15 protein-coding genes are annotated in these 15988 nt (G+C 72.9%); 5 read left to right on the forward strand and 10 right to left on the reverse strand.

The genetic code is table 11. The features are described 5' to 3' along the window. The first annotated feature begins 2 nt into the window (after positions 1-2). A complete protein-coding gene (locus QC282_RS30150) occupies positions 3-758 on the forward strand; it encodes a decaprenylphospho-beta-D-erythro-pentofuranosid-2-ulose 2-reductase (protein WP_279552757.1) in 756 nt (251 codons plus the stop codon). A 16-nt stretch (positions 759-774) separates the two neighbouring features. Here QC282_RS30150 and QC282_RS30155 read toward each other — a convergent pair whose 3' ends face one another. The 5 genes from QC282_RS30155 to QC282_RS30175 all read right to left on the reverse strand — a co-directional run bounded on the left by QC282_RS30155 (position 775) and on the right by QC282_RS30175 (position 5984). Further along, the gene (locus tag QC282_RS30155) at positions 775-1353 is read right to left on the reverse strand and encodes a 2'-5' RNA ligase family protein (protein WP_279552758.1); all 579 of its coding nucleotides are present in this window, start codon (positions 1351-1353) and stop codon (positions 775-777) included. Positions 1354-1521: 168 nt separating this feature from the next. Next, on the reverse strand, positions 1522-2535 hold the full coding sequence (gene trpS / locus QC282_RS30160) for a tryptophan--tRNA ligase (protein ID WP_279552759.1): 1014 nt from the start codon (positions 2533-2535) through the stop codon (positions 1522-1524). Positions 2536-2633: 98 nt separating this feature from the next. Beyond that, positions 2634-4085, reverse strand: coding sequence for a glycine hydroxymethyltransferase (locus tag QC282_RS30165; protein WP_279552760.1), 1452 nt, complete (start codon positions 4083-4085; stop codon positions 2634-2636). 389 nt (positions 4086-4474) lie between these two features. Continuing rightward, complete coding sequence (locus tag QC282_RS30170; RefSeq protein WP_279552761.1) at positions 4475-5659, reverse strand: glutathionylspermidine synthase family protein; 1185 nt, start codon at positions 5657-5659, stop codon at positions 4475-4477. 16 nt (positions 5660-5675) lie between these two features. After that, entirely contained in the window at positions 5676-5984 is a 309-nt protein-coding gene (locus QC282_RS30175; protein WP_279552762.1) for a hypothetical protein, read from the reverse strand. Between the two features lie 289 nt (positions 5985-6273). On the opposite strand from QC282_RS30175, the gene QC282_RS30180 reads away from it, so the two are divergent. Then, positions 6274-7164: a septum formation family protein gene (locus QC282_RS30180; protein WP_279552763.1), complete on the forward strand. Its 891-nt coding sequence runs from the start codon at positions 6274-6276 to the stop codon at positions 7162-7164. Between the two features lie 67 nt (positions 7165-7231). Here QC282_RS30180 and QC282_RS30185 read toward each other — a convergent pair whose 3' ends face one another. Then, positions 7232-8617, reverse strand: coding sequence for a PLP-dependent aminotransferase family protein (locus QC282_RS30185; protein ID WP_279552764.1), 1386 nt, complete (start codon positions 8615-8617; stop codon positions 7232-7234). A gap of 47 nt (positions 8618-8664) precedes the next feature. Between QC282_RS30185 and QC282_RS30190 the strand changes: the two genes are divergently transcribed. From QC282_RS30190 to QC282_RS30200, 3 genes are read left to right on the forward strand one after another with little or no spacing between them, the layout of a single operon-like run. After that, the gene (locus tag QC282_RS30190; protein ID WP_279552765.1) at positions 8665-9177 is read left to right on the forward strand and encodes a carboxymuconolactone decarboxylase family protein; all 513 of its coding nucleotides are present in this window, start codon (positions 8665-8667) and stop codon (positions 9175-9177) included. After that, positions 9174-9620 carry a carboxymuconolactone decarboxylase family protein gene (locus tag QC282_RS30195; RefSeq protein ID WP_279552766.1) on the forward strand — a complete coding sequence of 149 codons (447 nt, stop codon included), beginning with the start codon at positions 9174-9176 and terminating at the stop codon, positions 9618-9620. Before QC282_RS30190 ends, QC282_RS30195 begins: the two co-directional genes overlap by 4 nt. Then, the gene (locus QC282_RS30200; RefSeq protein ID WP_279552767.1) at positions 9617-10342 is read left to right on the forward strand and encodes an isocitrate lyase/phosphoenolpyruvate mutase family protein; all 726 of its coding nucleotides are present in this window, start codon (positions 9617-9619) and stop codon (positions 10340-10342) included. The genes QC282_RS30195 and QC282_RS30200 overlap by 4 nt, the downstream gene beginning before the upstream one ends. A 9-nt stretch (positions 10343-10351) precedes the next feature. On the opposite strand, the gene QC282_RS30205 is transcribed toward QC282_RS30200, so the two are convergent. From QC282_RS30205 to QC282_RS30220, 4 genes are read right to left on the reverse strand one after another with little or no spacing between them, the layout of a single operon-like run. Next, the gene (locus QC282_RS30205; protein ID WP_279552768.1) at positions 10352-11299 is read right to left on the reverse strand and encodes an ABC transporter substrate-binding protein; all 948 of its coding nucleotides are present in this window, start codon (positions 11297-11299) and stop codon (positions 10352-10354) included. A 1-nt stretch (position 11300) separates the two neighbouring features. After that, positions 11301-13247: a proline/glycine betaine ABC transporter permease gene (locus QC282_RS30210; protein ID WP_279552769.1), complete on the reverse strand. Its 1947-nt coding sequence runs from the start codon at positions 13245-13247 to the stop codon at positions 11301-11303. Further along, the gene (locus QC282_RS30215; protein ID WP_279552770.1) at positions 13244-14401 is read right to left on the reverse strand and encodes a betaine/proline/choline family ABC transporter ATP-binding protein; all 1158 of its coding nucleotides are present in this window, start codon (positions 14399-14401) and stop codon (positions 13244-13246) included. Before QC282_RS30215 ends, QC282_RS30210 begins: the two co-directional genes overlap by 4 nt. Then, complete coding sequence (locus tag QC282_RS30220; RefSeq protein ID WP_279552771.1) at positions 14401-15930, reverse strand: GMC family oxidoreductase; 1530 nt, start codon at positions 15928-15930, stop codon at positions 14401-14403. The genes QC282_RS30215 and QC282_RS30220 overlap by 1 nt, the downstream gene beginning before the upstream one ends. Positions 15931-15988 lie beyond the last annotated feature (58 nt).

Genomic DNA, 15988 nt, shown 5'->3' on the forward strand with positions numbered 1-15988 from the left:
TCGTGAAGGACGCCTTCGGCCTCCCCCAGTCCCTGCTCGTCCTCGGCGGTACGTCCGAGATCGCGCTGGCCACCGCACGCCGGCTGATCGCCCGCCGCACCCGCACCGTCTGGCTCGCGGGCCGTCCGACGCCCGCCCTGGACGAGGCCGCCGCGCACCTGCGGAGCCTGGGCGCCCGGGTGCACACCGTCGCGTTCGACGCGCTGGACCCCGAGTCGCACGAGGCGGTGCTCGGCAAGATCTTCGCCGAGGGCGACGTCGACATGGTGCTGCTCGCCTTCGGCGTCCTCGGCGACCAGGCGCAGGACGAGCGGCAGCCGGTGAACGCGGTGCGGGTCGCGCAGACCAACTACACGGGCGCGGTGTCGGCGGGCCTGGTGTGCGCGGGCGCACTCCAGGCGCAGGGCCACGGCTCCCTCGTCGTGCTGTCGTCGGTCGCCGGTGAGCGGGCCCGGCGCGCCAACTTCATCTACGGCTCCAGCAAGGCCGGCCTGGACACGTTCACGCAGGGTCTGGGCGACGCGCTGTACGGCACGGGCGTGCACGTCATGGTCGTACGGCCCGGGTTCGTGCGCTCCCGGATGACCGCCGGGCTGCCGGAGGCGCCGCTCGCGACGACTCCGGAGGCGGTCGCGACGGCCATCGAGCTGGGCCTGCGGCGCCGCTCGGAGACGGTGTGGGTGCCGGGGGCGCTGCGCGTGGTGATGGCGGCGCTGCGCCACCTGCCGCGGGGGATCTTCCGCCGCCTGCCGGTCTGACGGTCCGGCGGGGCCGCTACCGCGCGGGAAGCGAACCGCGCTGCGTGGGCCCCGCCTGCGGGGGCACCACCGGGCCGCCGAAGGCGAACTCGCGGAGCTTGCGCCACACGCCGTCGGCGCCCTGCTCGTAGAGCGCGAAGCCGGTGCAGGGCCACTGGGCCTCGTAGCCGGACAGCTCCTCGTAGGCGCGGTCCATCGCGGCCTCCTCGATGCCGTGCGCCACGGTGACGTGCGGGTGGTACGGGAACTGCAGCTCCCGGGCCACGGGGCCGGAGGCGTCCCGGACCTGCTTCTGCAGCCAGGTGCACGCCTCGGCGCCCTCCACGACCCGCACGAACACCACCGGCGACAGCGGCCGGAAGGTGCCGGTCCCGGACAGCCGCATCGGGAACGGCCGGCCGGCCGCCGCGACCTCGGCCAGGTGTGCCTCGATCGCCGGCAGGGCCGCGTCGTCGACCTCCGTCGGCGGCAGCAGTGTGACGTGCGTGGGGATACCGTGAGCCGCGGCGTCGCCGAAGCCCGCGCGCAGCTGCTGGAGCTCGCTGCCGTGAGGCTCCGGGACCGCGATCGACACACCGATCGTTACGGTCCCCACGTCGTCTCCTGTCGTCCTCGTCGGGTGCCCGCCGGGTCGGCGGGCGGGAACGGCCACCGCTGCGGCCGCCCGGTTATCGACTGTACGGCCACGACCGTGCCGCGGGCAGGCGCAACCGACGTGATGTGCAGCGCTGTCCGGTGGTACGGCGGGTGCCGGGCGTGCGGTTCAGTGCTTGGCGGGCAGGAATCCCACCTTGTCGTACGCCTGGGCGAGGGTCTCGGCGGCGACGGCGCGCGCCTTCTCCGCGCCCTTGGCCAGGATCGAGTCCAGCGTCTCCGGGTCGTCCAGGTACTGCTGGGTGCGCTCCCGGAACGGCGTCACGAACTCGGTCATGACCTCGGCGAGGTCCGTCTTCAGCGCACCGTAGCCCTTGCCCTCGTACTTCTGCTCCAGTTCGGCGACCGTCGCGCCGGTGAGCGTCGAGTAGATGGAGAGGAGGTTGCTGACGCCGGGCTTCTCGGCCATGTCGTAGCGGATGACCGTGTCCGTGTCGGTGACCGCGCTCTTGACCTTCTTCGCGGTGGCCTTCGGCTCGTCGAGCAGGTTGATGAGGCCCTTGGGCGTGGACGCCGACTTGCTCATCTTGATCGACGGGTCCTGCAGGTCGTAGATCTTCGCCGTCTCCTTGAGGATGTACGCCTTGGGGAGGGTGAAGATCTCGCCGAAGCGGCCGTTGAAGCGCTCGGCGAGGTCGCGGGTCAGCTCGATGTGCTGGCGCTGGTCCTCGCCGACCGGGACCTCGTTGGCCTGGTAGAGCAGGATGTCCGCGACCTGGAGGATCGGGTACGTGAAGAGGCCGACGCTCGCGCGGTCGGCGCCCTGCCGGGCGGACTTGTCCTTGAACTGGGTCATGCGGGAGGCCTCGCCGAAGCCGGTGAGGCAGTTCATGATCCAGGCGAGCTGGGCGTGCTCGGGGACGTGGCTCTGGACGAAGAGCGTGCAGCGCTCCGGGTCGAGGCCGGCCGCGAGGAGCTGGGCGGCGGCCAGGCGGGTGTTCGCGCGCAGGTCCTGCGGGTCCTGCGGAACCGTGATCGCGTGCAGGTCGACGACCATGTAGAACGCGTCGTGGGTCTCCTGGAGCGCCACCCACTGGCGGACGGCGCCGAGGTAGTTGCCGAGGTGGAACGAGCCTGCTGTGGGCTGGATTCCGGAGAGCACGCGCGGTCGGTCATTCGCCATGCCCCCCATTCTCTCAGAGAGTCCAGGGGGGTTTGTGCAGGGGGAACCGCGGACCGGGGCGGGCCGGTCGGCGGTTCCCCGCGCCCGTGCGGGGCGCTTCAGCCCAGGTCGATCTCCGGGTAGAGCGGGAAGCCGGCCACCAGGTCCGTCGCCCGCCGGGAGATCTCCTCCGCCACCTTCGGGTCCAGTACGTGGGCGGCCTTCGACGGGGCGCCGGACTTGGTGGTGCCCGGCTCGGTGCCGGTCAGGACGCGGTCGATCAGGCCCGCGACCTCGTCCATCTCCGCCGTGCCCAGGCCGCGCGTGGTCAGCGCCGGGGTGCCGATGCGGATGCCGGAGGTGTACCAGGCGCCGTTCGGGTCGGCCGGGATGGCGTTGCGGTTGGTGACGATGCCGGAGTCCAGCAGGGCGGCCTCGGCCTGGCGGCCGGTGAGGCCGTAGGAGGACGCCACGTCGATCAGGTTCAGGTGGTTGTCCGTGCCGCCGGTCACCAGGGTGGCGCCGCGGCGCGTCAGGCCCTCGGCGAGGGCGCGGGAGTTGTCGACGATGCGCTGGGCGTAGTCCTGGAAGGACGGCTGCCGGGCCTCGGCGAGGGCGACGGCCTTGGCGGCCATGACGTGCGGGAGCGGGCCGCCGAGGACCATCGGGCAGCCGCGGTCGACCTGGTCCTTGAGGGAGTCGTCGCACAGGACCATGCCGCCGCGCGGGCCGCGCAGCGACTTGTGGGTGGTCGTGGTGACGATCTGGGCGTGCGGGACCGGGTCGAAGTCGCCGGTGAGGACCTTGCCTGCCACCAGGCCCGCGAAGTGGGCCATGTCGACCATGAGCGTGGCGCCGACCTCGTCGGCGATCTCGCGCATGATCCGGAAGTTCACCAGACGCGGGTAGGCGGAGTAGCCGGCGACGATGATCAGCGGCTTGAACTCGCGGGCCTGGGCGCGCAGGGCGTCGTAGTCGATGAGGCCGGTGGCCGGGTCGGTGCCGTAGGAGCGCTGGTCGAACATCTTGCCGGAGATGTTCGGGCGGAAGCCGTGGGTGAGGTGGCCGCCCGCGTCCAGGGACATGCCGAGCATGCGCTGGTTGCCGAAGGCCTGGCGCAGCTCGGCCCAGTCGGCGTCGGTCAGCTCGTTGATCTGGCGGACGCCGGTCTTCGCCAGGAAGGGCGCCTCGACGCGGTCGGCGAGGACGGCCCAGAAGGCGACGAGGTTGGCGTCGATGCCGGAGTGCGGCTGGACGTAGGCGTGGCGGGCGCCGAACAGCTCGCGGGCGTGCTCGGCGGCGAGGGACTCGACGGTGTCGACGTTGCGGCAGCCGGCGTAGAAGCGGCGGCCGACGGTGCCCTCGGCGTACTTGTCGCTGAACCAGTTGCCCATCGCGAGGAGGGTCGCCGGGGAGGCGTAGTTCTCGGAGGCGATCAGCTTGAGCATCTCGCGCTGGTCGTGCACCTCCTGGCCGATGGCGTCGGCGACGCGCGGCTCGACGGCGCGGATCACGTCGAGGGCGGCTCGGTAGGCGGTGGACTCGGTGGAGAGGGGCTGCTGGTCTGGCATGTCGGCCTCCGGGCGTGGCTGTCGGCGGTCACGGTTCGGCCCAGGCGCACGGCACTCGCGCGGCGAGCCTGTCGCCAGGCTCCCGGAGCCGCTTCCCGATGGTCGGTCCCATCCCAGCACGCCAGTCACGGCCCGCCGCCAGCCTACCGGGCGGCGCCTCCGGGCCCGTCGGCGCGTCCACCATGCGGGCGACGGCGAGAGGCGGGCGACGGGCCTCCGGGAGGCCGCTGACCACGGCGGACGCACGGCCCGCGACCGTCGCCGACACTGCGACCGTCGGCCACCCACCATCGGCGGCTCACGGCGTGCGCGTGGCCGGCGGCGTGCACGGGGCCGGCGGCGTGCACGGGGCCCGCGGCGCGCGCGGGCCCCTCGGCGCGCACCCGCGGCTAGAGAATCACGTGCGGCAGGAAGCGGGCGTACTCGTCGGTGATCAGGCCGGAGGACTCGCGGATGCCGAGGCCGGCCGCCTCGTCCTCGACGACCCAGGTGCCGAGGACGACGCGGTTGCCGTCGAAGGACGGCAGGGGCGCGAGCTCCTGGTAGCAGCAGGGTTCGTCGCGGACGGCGGGGGCGGCGCCCGGCTCGTGGACGGTGACGCCGGCGCCTTCCCTGCCCAGCAGGGGCTTGGCGACGTAGCCGGTGGTGTCCGCGAGTTCGCGGGGGCCGTCGAGGTAGGCCGGGAGCAGGTTGGGGTGGCCGGGGTAGAGCTCCCAGAGGACGGCGAGCAGGGCCTTGTTGCTGAGCAGCATCTTCCACGCCGGTTCGATCCACAGGGTGCTGCCCGTGCCGCCGCCGTTGTCGAGGGTGTCGAGGACCTGGCCGGCGAACCGGTCGGTGGTGAGCCACTCCCAGGGGTAGAGCTTGAAGCAGCTGCGGATGAAGCGCAGACGCAGGTCGACGAAGCGGCCGGAGAGGCGGTCCCAGCCGATCTCCTCCATCGTGATCCAGGCGGTGTCGAGGCCTGCCTGTTCGGCGGTCTCCTTGAGGTAGGCGACCGTCATCAGGTCCTCGCCGTACTCGTCGGCGTCGGAGTACGCGAAGTACAGCGGGCTGCCCGGCGGGAGCAGGGGGGCCTGTTTCTTCCAGGCGTCGACGAGGCGTTCGTGGAGGGAGTTCCACTGGTCGGCGCCCGGGAAGCGTTCCTCCATCCAGAACCACTGGGGGGAGGCGGCCTCCACCAGGGAGGTGGGGGTGTCGGCGTTGTACTCCAGCAGCTTGGCGGGGCCGGTGCCGTCGTAGCGCAGGTCGAAGCGGCCGTAGACGGACGGGAGTTCGGCGCGCCGGCGCCAGGCCTCGGCGACCGCGCGGGCCAGGCGCGGGTCGGTGATGCCGAGGTCCGTGAAGCGGTCCTCGGCCACGATGTGGGCCGCCGCGGCGAGGCACATGCGGTGCAGTTCCTCGACGACCTCCTCCAGTGCCTCGACCTCGTCCAGCGTGAAGACGTAGTACGCGCTCTCGTCCCAGTAGGGGCGCAGCGAGCCGTCGGGGTAGCGGGTGAGCGGGTAGATCAGCCCCTGTTCCTCGACGGTCTGCTGCCAGCCGGGGCGGGGCTCGATGGTGCGGCGTTCCATGTCCGGGCCGGTCCGCTCAGCCGCCGCCGCTGCCGGACGCCGAGCAGCCGAAGCCGCCGCGGTCGACGGCCTCGCTGCGGCTGAAGGAGCCGTACTGGACGTGGCTTCCGTCGATGTCCCCGTCGTAGTACCACTCGCCGTTGGACGAATATCCCTCGCAGTTGTCGTCCGAGATGATCCGGTAGCCCTTGTACAGGTCGTAGCTGTCGCGGTCCACGCAACGGCGGTCCGGTTCCGACCCGCAGGAGGTCAGGGCCGCCGCGACGACTCCCATGCCGCCGAGTACCACCGTGCTCGACCGCAGCCGGCGCCGTGTGTGAGCCATGTGTTCGTCTCCCCCGAAGTGGTGCGTGGCCGATTGCCGGCCGACCGGTTTCCGGCCGCAAGCCTAGGGTCCGCGGGGTGGCGGCGCCCAGGCGGCCGGGGGATACGGGGGCCCGGGGGCGGGGACTTGGGGCGGTTTGCCCGTCGATTCTCACAACTCCCGTACAACCCTCCCCGCCCGTCGCGAGTCGGAATGCCGTGGTGGGGAGGGTCTTCGCACAGCCGGGCCACAGCAGTGGCCTACGATGCGCACACCCTTCATAAAGATCACATAAGAGGATGTGCACGTCATGTCAGCCCGTTTCCGGCACCGCCCCCTTCGCGGCATGTCCGCCGTCGCCGCCCTGCTCGCGCTCGGCGCGGCGGGATGTTCGGACGTCTCCGACGCCGTCGACAGCGCCAAGGACGGCGCGAAGAAGGTGGCTCGCCAGCGCTCGGTGTTCTCGCTGGACGTCGGCGACTGCTACAACCCGCACGGCAAGGCCGAGGGGACGGCGTACGCCGTCGAGATCGTGCCCTGCGACGAGGCGCACGAGGGCCAGGTCGTCGGCGAGTTCGCGATCGACAAGGGCAAGGCGTACCCCGGCGACGACGAGGTCTCGGCGATCGCGGACACCCGCTGCCCGGTCGAGGCGCAGACGTACTCCCCGGACACCTGGGCGCTCCCCAAGGGCGTCGCCCTCTTCTACTACACCCCGACCAGCGAGAGCTGGGCGACGGGTGACCGCGCGGTGAGCTGCACCTACACCATGGAGAAGGGCACGTTCAAGGGCTCGCTGGACACCGCGAAGTCCCTCAAGCCCGAACAGGCCACCTACCTCAAGGGTTCGAACGCGGTCTACGAGGCCCTGTGGGCGAACCAGCCCGAGAAGGAGAACGTCGAGGACGACCTGGCCGGCTACAAGGCGATGGCCAAGGCCGTCGCGGCGGCCCTCGACACCCACGTCGAGGGCATGAAGGGCATCGAGGGCACCGAGGTCGGCAAGCTCCGCGCCACGCTGACGAAGGCGGCCGGACACTGGAAGAAGGCCGCGGACGCCGCCGACTCCGACGCGTTCTACACCGCCTACGACCCGGCGTTCACCGGCATCGACCCGAACGAGTCGGTCGCCGCCCGCGAGGAACTCGGCCTGGCCACCACCGTCCCGGCCGAGGACGCCGAGGTCTGGGCGGCCAGCTGACGCTCCGAGGGGGTGCGGTGCCGGGCCGCCCGGGGCACGGCACCGGTACGCCGCCCGCGGCGCGTCCTCACGGCAGTACCCGGTACAACGCCTCCAGCGTCGCCCCCCACGCGTGCCCCGGCGCTGTCCCGTAGCCCACCACCAGCGCGTCCAGCCGCTCCGCGCGGGCGGACTCGTGGCGGTAGGTGGTCAGGCCGTGCAGGGCCAGGTCGTGCCATGCCGCCGACCGGATCGCCGCCCTCTCCGTGCCGGGCGGCAGGCGGAGCAGGGCGTGCAGGCCGGCCGCGATTCCGGTGACCGTGACGTCCGGGGCGTGGGCCGCGAGGCCCGCGACCAGGGCGTCACGGCGGCGCCGGTAGCGCAGGCGGGACGCGCGTACGTGGCGGTCGTAGGCGCCCGACGTGATGAACTCCGCGAGCGTGAGCTGGTCCAGCGCCCCGCACAGGTCGACGTGCCCCTTCGCCCGGGTGACCTCGTCCACCAGGCCCGGCGGCAGCACCATCCACGCCAGACGCAGGCCGGGGGCCAGGGATTTGCTGGCCGTGCCGAGGTAGACCACGTGGTCGGGGTCCAGGCCCTGCAGGGCGCCGACCGGCTGGCGGTCGTAGCGGAACTCGCCGTCGTAGTCGTCCTCCAGGACCAGGCCACCCGTGCGGCGGGCCCAGTCGACCACCGTGGTCCGCCGGTCGGGGTGCAGGGGCACGCCCATCGGGAACTGGTGGGCGGGTGTCAGCAGCACCGCGCCCTCCGTGCTCAGGCCCGCCGGGTCCGTGCCCCGCGCGTCGAACGGCAGCGGTTCGGTACGCAGGCCCGCCCCGCGCAGCAGCGACCAGTGGGCGTCCAGGCCGTACGACTCGACCGCGACCGTCTCGGCGCCGCGCGCCCGGATCACCCGGCCGAGCAGGCTCAGCCCGTGGACCAGGCCGCCGCACACCACGATCCGTTCCGGGTGGGCGCTTACGCCCCGGGACCGAGCGAGGTACTGGGCGAGGGCGGACCGCAGTTCCGGGCGGCCCCGCGGGTCGCCGTAGTCGAGCACGTCGTACGGCGCCGCGGCCAGCGCGCGGCGGGCCGCCCTGAGCCAGGCCGCGCGGGGGAACGCCGACAGGTCGGGCGAGCCGGGCCGCAGGTCGTACGCCGGGCGTGCCGGGCGTCGCGCGGAGCGGGTGGTGCCGGCGGGCGGGGCCACCCGCCGTTCCGCCGCCCTCGTGCCCGACCCCTGCCGGGCCGTCAGCCAGCCCTCGGCGACGAGGTCGGCGTAGGCGTCGGCGACCGTGTTGCGGGCGATGCCCAGGTCGGCGGCGAGCGCCCGGGAGGAGGGCAGCCGGGTGCCGGGCGCGAGGCGGCCGGTGCGCACGGCCTCGCGCAGGGCGTCGGTCAGGCCCCGGCGCAGACCGGGACCGGTCGGTTCGAGGTGCAGGTCGACGCCCAAAGTGGCCCAGCGTTCTGCCATGGAAATGGACCATACCTCTGGGCTGCTTCCCTCCTAGGGTCGGGGGCATGACCACGAACACGACGAACCCGACGGCCCCCGCGCCGTACGCTCCCGAACACCCCCCGCGCCTGGACTGGGCCGCGCTCGCGCCCGAGGTGTTCAAGGCGATGGTCCGGCTCGACACGGCCGTCGGGCGGGGCCTCGACCCCACGCTGCACGAGCTGGTGAAGATCCGCGCCTCCCAGATCAACCGCTGCGCCCTGTGCATCGACATGCACAGCAAGGACGCGCTCGCGGCGGGCGAGAGCGTCGAGCGGATCATCCAGCTCAACTCCTGGGAGGAGTCGCGGCACTTCTACACCGAGAAGGAGCTGGCGGCCCTGGAGCTGACCGAGGCCGTCACTGTGCTGACCGACGGATTCGTGCCGGACGAGGTGTACGAGCGGGCCGCCAAGCACTTCGAGGAGGCCGAACTGGCCCAGCTGATCGCCGCGATCGCCGCGATCAACGCGTGGAACCGCTTCGGGGTGACCTGCCGCCGGACGCCGGGCCACTACCGCCCGGAGCGGCACAAGTGACGGCACGGACGACGCGGCTCGACGCCGGGGTCCGCTCCGCGATGCGGGCGCTGAGTGCCGCCGCGAAGCGGGGTCTCGGCGACCCGGCCCTCGCCGAGCTGGTCCAGGTCCGCGCCTCCCAGCTCAACCGGTGCGCGTTCTGCCTCGACATGCACCTCGCGATCGCCCGCGAAAGCGGGGTCGGCGAACGGCAGTTGGGCCTGCTGGCGGTCTGGGAGGAGGCCGGTGACGTCTTCGACGAGCGCGAGCGCGCCGCCCTCGCGCTCACCGAGGCGGTCACGGTCCTGACCGACGGATTCGTGCCGGACGAGGTGTACCAGCGGGCCGCCAAGCACTTCGACGAACGGCAACTCGCCCATCTCCTCGCGGTGATCACCGTCATCAACGGCTGGAACCGGCTGATGGTCGCCCGGCGGATTCCCCCGGGGAGCACCGAGTGGTGAGCAGGGCGGAGACGTTCCGCGCACTGCACCGGCACCGCCTGCCGGGTGACCCTCTGGTGCTCCCGGGGCCCTGGGACGCGGCGAGCGCCCGGGTGTTCGCCGACGCGGGGTTCCCGGCCCTCGCGACACCGAGCGCGGGCGTCGCCGCCAGCCTCGGGTACGAGGACGGGCGGACCCCGGCCGACGAGATGTTCGCGGCGGTCGCGCGGATCACGCGGGCCGTGGACGTGCCCGTGTCGGCGGACGTCGAGGGCGGTTACGGGCTCCCGCCGGGGGAACTGGTCGGGCGGCTGCTGGAGGCCGGGGCCGTCGGCTGCAATCTCGAGGACTCCGTGAACGGCGTCCTCAAGGACCCGCGGCGGCACGCCGACTGGCTCGCCGAGGTGTGCTCGGAGGCGGCCGGCCTGCTCTTCGTCAACGCGCGCGTGGACACGTTCCTGCGCGGGGTCGCAGACCCGGGGCAGACCGTCGCACGGGCCGCGCTGTACGTCGCGGCGGGCGCCGACTGCGTGTACCCGATCGACGCCCCCGTGGAGGTGCTGCCGCTGCTGCGGTCCGGGATCGAGGGGCCGGTCAACATCAACGGCACCGTGGACGGCAGCGGCCCCTCCCCCGCCGAACTGGGCAAGCGAGGGGCCACCAGGATCACCTTCGGGCCGGGCCTGCAACGGCGGGCCGCTCAGGCGCTCCGCGGCATCGCGGCCGAGCTGCCGAAGCCGTGACACACGGGGTCAGGACAGCCACGCCTTCCAGGTGGACTCGTGGCTGTCCACCCACTTCTTCGCCGCCTCCTCGGGCGACAGTCTCCGCTCGGCGATCATCAGGGAGACCTCGTTCTGGTCCTCGGTCGTCCACCGGAACTTCCGCAGGAAGTCCGCCGCCTCGCCGCCGTTCTCCGCGAAGTCCGCGTTGAGGTACTTCTGCAGCGGCGTGTGCGGATAGGCGCAGGCGACCTTCTCCGGGTCGGCGTCGCAGCCCTCCTTGTACGGGGGCAGCTTCACCTCGGTCATCGGGACCTTCTCGAACAGCCACTGCGGCGTGTACCAGTAGGTGAGGAAGGGCTTCTTCTCCTTGGCGAACTGCTTGATCTGCGTGATCTGCGCCGCCTCGGAGCCCGCGAACACCACCTCGTAGTCCAGCTTCAGGTTCTTCACCAGGGCCTTGTCGTTGGTGACGTAGGACGGTGAGCCGTCCATCAGCTGGCCCTTGCCGCCGCTCTCGGCGGTGCGGAACCGCTCGGCGTACTTGTCGAGGTTCTTCCAGTCGGTGACGTCCGGGTGCCGCTTCGCGAAGTACGTCGGGACGAACCAGCCGATGTGCCCGGTGACCCCGAGGTCGCCGCCGGGCGCGATGGTCTTCTTGTCCTGGACGTACCGCTTCTCCTGCTCGGGGTGGCCCCAGTCCTCCAGGATCGCGTCGACGCGGCCCTGGCTGAGCGCGTCCCAGGCGGGGACCTCGTCGACCTGGACGGTGTCGACGCGGTAGCCCAGCTCGTGCTCCAGCAGGTACTGGGCGACGGCCACGTTGGACTGCGCGCCCACCCAGGACTGGACGGACAGGGTGACCGTCCTGGCGCCCCGGGCGTTCGCGAACGGCGAGGCCTGCTCGGTCATGTCGGCGGCGCCGCAGCCGGTGAGCAGCACCAGCGAGCCCACTACGGCAGTCGTACGAAGTCGCATGTCACGCTCCCTTCTTGGCGCGGCGTCCGGTCGGCTGCGTCACCCGGTCCAGCATCAGGCCCAGGCAGACGATGGCGGCGCCGGCCACCAGACCGGTCGCGAGGTCGCCCTGCGCCAGGCCGAAGACGACGTCGTAGCCGAGGGCGCCGCCGCCGACCAGGCCGCCGATGATGACGACGGCGAGCACCAGGACGACGCCCTGGTTGACGGCGAGCAGCAGCGCCGGGCGGGCCAGCGGCAGTTGCACCTGGCGGAGCTGCTGGCCGCTGGTCGCGCCGAGCGAGCGGGCCGACTCCAGGGCGGCCGGGTCGACCTGGCGCAGCCCCTGCGCGGTGATGCGGACCACCGCGGGCAGGGCGTACACGACGGCCGCCGCGACGGCCGGGGCGCGGCCGACGCCGAACAGGGCGACGACCGGAATCAGGTACACGAACTGCGGCATCGTCTGGAACACGTCGAGCACCGGGCGCAGCAGGCGTTCGAAGCGGTCGCTGCGGGCGGCGGCGATGCCGGTGGCGAAGCCGAGCACGAGGGCGACGGCGACGGCCGCCAGCACCTGGGACAGGGTGTCCAGGGACGGCTTCCACACGCCGAGCACCCCGGTCGCGGCCATGGCGAGGACGGCGGTCAGCGCGGTGCGCCAGGTGCCGATCAGCCAGGCCAGGGCGGCGACGACGAGCAGCACGGACCACCAGGGCAGCCACTGCAGGCCGTCCCGCAGCGGGTCGAGCACCCAGGTGGTGAAGCGGGCGGCCCAGTCGGCAGTGCCGCCGATGACGGGCACGCCCGAGTAGAGGTGGTCGGTCATCCAGGCGACGGCCCGGTTGACCGGCTCGGCGATGTTCACGGTCCAGGCGCCGGGCCACTCCAGGCGGCCCGCGAAGCGCCCGGCGACCGCGACGGCCACGGCGGCGACCAGGGCGAGCGCGAGGTACCGGCGGGGTTTCGGGTCGTCCCCGAGTGCGGCGCCGGCGGCGGCGGTGACCCGGTCCAGGACGACGGCCAGCAGCACGATGGGGATACCGGCGGCGAGGGCCGCGCCCACGTCGACCGAGGCGAGCGCCTGGTAGACGCGGTCGCCGAGGCCGCCCGCGCCGATCACGGAGGCGATGACCGCCATGGACAGCGCCATCATGATCGTCTGGTTGACGCCGAGCAGGAGTTCCTTGCGGGCCAGCGGGATGCGCGCGGTCAGCAGGCGCTGCCGTGCGGTGGAGCCGAGCGACTCGACGGCCTCCAGCACCTCCTTGTCGGCGCCGCGCAGGCCGAGCGAGGTGAGCCGGGCCATCGGCGGGGCGGCGTAGACGACGGTGGCGAGGACGGCGGCGGGGACGCCGATGCCGAAGACCAGCACGACGGGGAGGAGGTAGGCGAAGGCCGGGAGCACCTGCATGGTGTCCAGCACCGGGCGCAGGGCGCGCTCCGTCCGGTCCGACAGCCCGGCGGCGAGCCCCAGCAGGGCGCCGACGACGACGGACGTGACGACCGCGACGACCATCAGCGCGAGGGTCTGCATGGTCGGCACCCACATGCCGAGGGCGCCGCACGCCAGGAACGCGAGGGCCGTGCCGGCGGCCAGGCGGACGCCCGCGACGCGCCAGGCGATCAGGGCGCCGACGGCGGTGACGCCGGCCCAGCCCACGGCGAGCAGGCCGAGGTAGACGGCGCGCACGGAGACGACCACCGCGTTGCTGACGTGGCCGAAGAAGTAGAGGAACAGCGGGTGGCTGTCGCGGTTGTCGATGATCCAGTCGCTGGTCCTGCCCAGCGGCTCGGAGAGGTCGACCGTGAGGGCGGCGGGCCAGGTGGCGCCGCCCCATCTGGCGGTGGCCAGCGGGACGAGGACCGCCGCGAGCAGGGCGAGGGCGAGCAGCTTGCGGGCGGCCCGGCTCGTCAGGACGCCCGGCGGTGACGCCTTCCGCGTCGTCGCGGTGATCGTCGCCGTCACGCCGGCTCCTCGGTGGCGCCGGCGGGGCGCCGGCGTTCCCTGCGCGGCAGCGGTGCCGGGATCTTCGGGTCGGTCGCGGGCTCGGCGGTCCGCGTGCTCGCGGCGGTGCCCGCCACGACGTCCAGCAGGCCGGCCGGGTCGACCACGCCCAGGCACCGGCCGCCGTCCATGACCCGGGCGGCGGTGCCCGCCCGCGCCACCGCCTCGATCGCCGTCGAGACCGTCGCGTCCGGGGCGACCGCCGGGCCCTTGCCCGCCTCGTCGGCGGAGGCGGTCCGCATGGCCGTGCGGACCGTCATGACCTGTTCGCGCGGGACGTCGCGGACGAACGCGCGGACGTAGTCGTCGGCGGGCGAGCCGACGATCTCCTCGGGCGTGCCGAGCTGGACGATCCGGCCGTCGCGCATCAGGGCGATGCGGTCGCCGAGGCGCAGCGCCTCGTTCAGGTCGTGGGTGATGAAGACCATCGTGCGGCCCTCCTCGCGGTGCAGCCGGATCACCTCCTCCTGCATGTCGCGCCGGATCAGCGGGTCGAGCGCGCTGAACGGCTCGTCGAACAGGAGGACTTCGGGGTCCACGGCGAGCGCGCGGGCGAGGCCGACGCGCTGGCGCTGGCCGCCGGACAGCTGGGCGGGCCTGCGCTGCTCCATGCCCGCCAGGCCGACCTTGGCGACGACCTCGGCGGCCCTGGCGCGCCGTTCGGCCCTGCCGAGGCCCTGGATCTCCAGGCCGTAGGCCACGTTGTCCAGGACGGTGCGGTGCGGGAGCAGGCCGAAGTGCTGGAAGACCATCGCGGCCCGGTGCCGGCGCAGTGCGCGCAGGCGGGACCTGTCCATGGCGCGGACGTCCTCGCCGTCGATGGCGATCCGGCCGGACGTCGGCTCGATGAGCCGGGTCAGACAGCGCACCAGCGTGGACTTGCCGGAGCCGGACAGGCCCATGACGACGAAGACCTCGCCCTTGCGGACGTCGAAGGTCACGTCACGGACGGCGGCCGTGCAGCCGGTGCGGGCGCGCAGCCCGGCGGCGTCCAGGCCGGCGAGTTCGGGGTCGCCGGGTATGCGGTGGGCCTTCGGGCCGAACACCTTCCACAGGCCCTCGACGGAGAAGACGGGGTTGCCGGCGCTCTCGCGGGCGTCGGTCGTCGTACTCATCACGCACCACCTCCGATCAGGTCGACGGCCCGCTCACCGACCATGAGCACGCCGATCATGGGGTTCACCGCGGTCATGGTCGGGAAGACGGAGGCGTCGGCGACGCGGATGCCCTCCAGGCCGCGGACGCGCAACTCGGGGTCGACCACGGCCCGTTCGTCGTGGGCGGCACCCATGCGGCAGGTGCCCGCGGGGTGGTACACGGTGTGCGCGACCTTGCGGGCGTACTCGCTCAGTTCCTCGTCGCCGGTGACGTCCGGGCCGGGGCAGACCTCGCGCTTGAGCCAGTGCGCGAGCGGTTCGGTCCGCGCGATCTCGCGGGCGATCCTGATGCCGTCGACGAGGGTGCGGCCGTCGTAGTCGTCCTCGTCGGTGAAGTACCGGAAGTCCAGGGCGGGCTTCACGGACGGGTCGGCGCTGGTCAGGTAGAGGCGTCCGCGGCTCCTGGGCTTGGGGATGTTCGGGGTCATGGAGACGCCGAACTCCGGCCGCTCGTAGCCCAGTCGCTCCGGGTTGTCCGTGAACGGGATCTGGTAGAAGTGGAACATCAGGTCCGGGCCGGGGTGTTCGGGGTCGCGGCGCACGAACAGGCCCGCGTCGGAGTCCATCGCGGAGTTCTCCGGAATCGGCCCGTGGGTCTCCCAGACGATGACCGACTCGGGGTGGTCGAGCAGGTTCTCGCCGACGCCCGGCAGGTCGAGGACGACGGGGATGCCCAGCGCCTCCAGCTGCTCCCGGGGGCCGATGCCGGAGTGCAGCAGCAGCCGCGGCGAGTCGACGGCGCCGGCGCACAGCAGGACCTCGCCCCGGACGCGGACCAGGAACTCGGAGCCGTCCTTGGCACGCACGTGCACGCCCTCGGCGCGGGTGCCGTCGAACTCCAGCTTGTACGCCCAGGTCTCCAGGTAGAGGCGGAGGTTGGCGCGCTCGTCCATCACCGGGTGCAGGTACGCGACCGAGGCCGAGGACCGCTTGTTGTTCTCCGGGTGGTAGGCGAGGTCGAAGAAGCCGACGCCCTCCGTGAACGGCTTCCTGTTGAAGCCCTCGACGCGCGGCACGCCGAGCGCGCTCTGGGCGGCGTCCACGAAGTCGCGGGCGATGGCGTTGCGGTCCTTCTCGTCGACCGGGACGATGTTGTTCTTCAGCCGCGCGTAGTACGCCTCCATCGGGACGGCGCCCCAGCCCTTGGCGCCGGCGGCCTCCCACTCGTCCCAGTCGGACGGCAGCGGCTTGAACGCGATGAGCGTGTTGTGGGAGGAGCAACCGCCGAGCACGCGGGCGCGGCTGTGCCGGATGTGCGAGTTGCCGCGTGGCTGCTCGGTGGTGGGGTAGTCGTAGTCCAGCTCGCCGCCGAGCAGGCCCATCCAGCGGCGCAGCGTGAGGACGTCGTCGCGGTCGACGTCGCTGGGGCCGCCCTCGATGACGGCGACGGTGACGTCGGGGTTCTCGGTCAGCCGGGAGGCGATGACGGACCCGGCGGTGCCGCCGCCGATGACGACGTAGTCGTAGACGTGGGTGGTCTCGGGCATGGGAGGTACTGCTCCAGGGCTTGCGGGGGCCCGGTGGGGCCCGGGGAGGGGGACGTGG

It is taken from the genome of Streptomyces sp. DH24, assembly GCF_029813775.1.
In the GTDB taxonomy this organism is placed as follows: Bacteria; Actinomycetota; Actinomycetes; order Streptomycetales; family Streptomycetaceae; genus Streptomyces.

Coding starts and splice junctions, on each gene's coding strand:
- QC282_RS30185 (WP_279552764.1), bottom strand. CDS start 8,617: ATGGCAGAACGCTGGGCCACTTTGGGCGTCGACCTGCACCTCGAACCG.
- QC282_RS30170 (WP_279552761.1), bottom strand. CDS start 5,659: ATGGAACGCCGCACCATCGAGCCCCGCCCCGGCTGGCAGCAGACCGTC.
- QC282_RS30220 (WP_279552771.1), bottom strand. CDS start 15,930: ATGCCCGAGACCACCCACGTCTACGACTACGTCGTCATCGGCGGCGGC.
- trpS (WP_279552759.1), bottom strand. CDS start 2,535: ATGGCGAATGACCGACCGCGCGTGCTCTCCGGAATCCAGCCCACAGCA.
- QC282_RS30190 (WP_279552765.1), top strand. CDS start 8,665: ATGACCACGAACACGACGAACCCGACGGCCCCCGCGCCGTACGCTCCC.
- QC282_RS30180 (WP_279552763.1), top strand. CDS start 6,274: ATGTCAGCCCGTTTCCGGCACCGCCCCCTTCGCGGCATGTCCGCCGTC.
- QC282_RS30205 (WP_279552768.1), bottom strand. CDS start 11,299: ATGCGACTTCGTACGACTGCCGTAGTGGGCTCGCTGGTGCTGCTCACC.
- QC282_RS30165 (WP_279552760.1), bottom strand. CDS start 4,085: ATGCCAGACCAGCAGCCCCTCTCCACCGAGTCCACCGCCTACCGAGCC.
- QC282_RS30175 (WP_279552762.1), bottom strand. CDS start 5,984: ATGGCTCACACACGGCGCCGGCTGCGGTCGAGCACGGTGGTACTCGGC.
- QC282_RS30215 (WP_279552770.1), bottom strand. CDS start 14,401: ATGAGTACGACGACCGACGCCCGCGAGAGCGCCGGCAACCCCGTCTTC.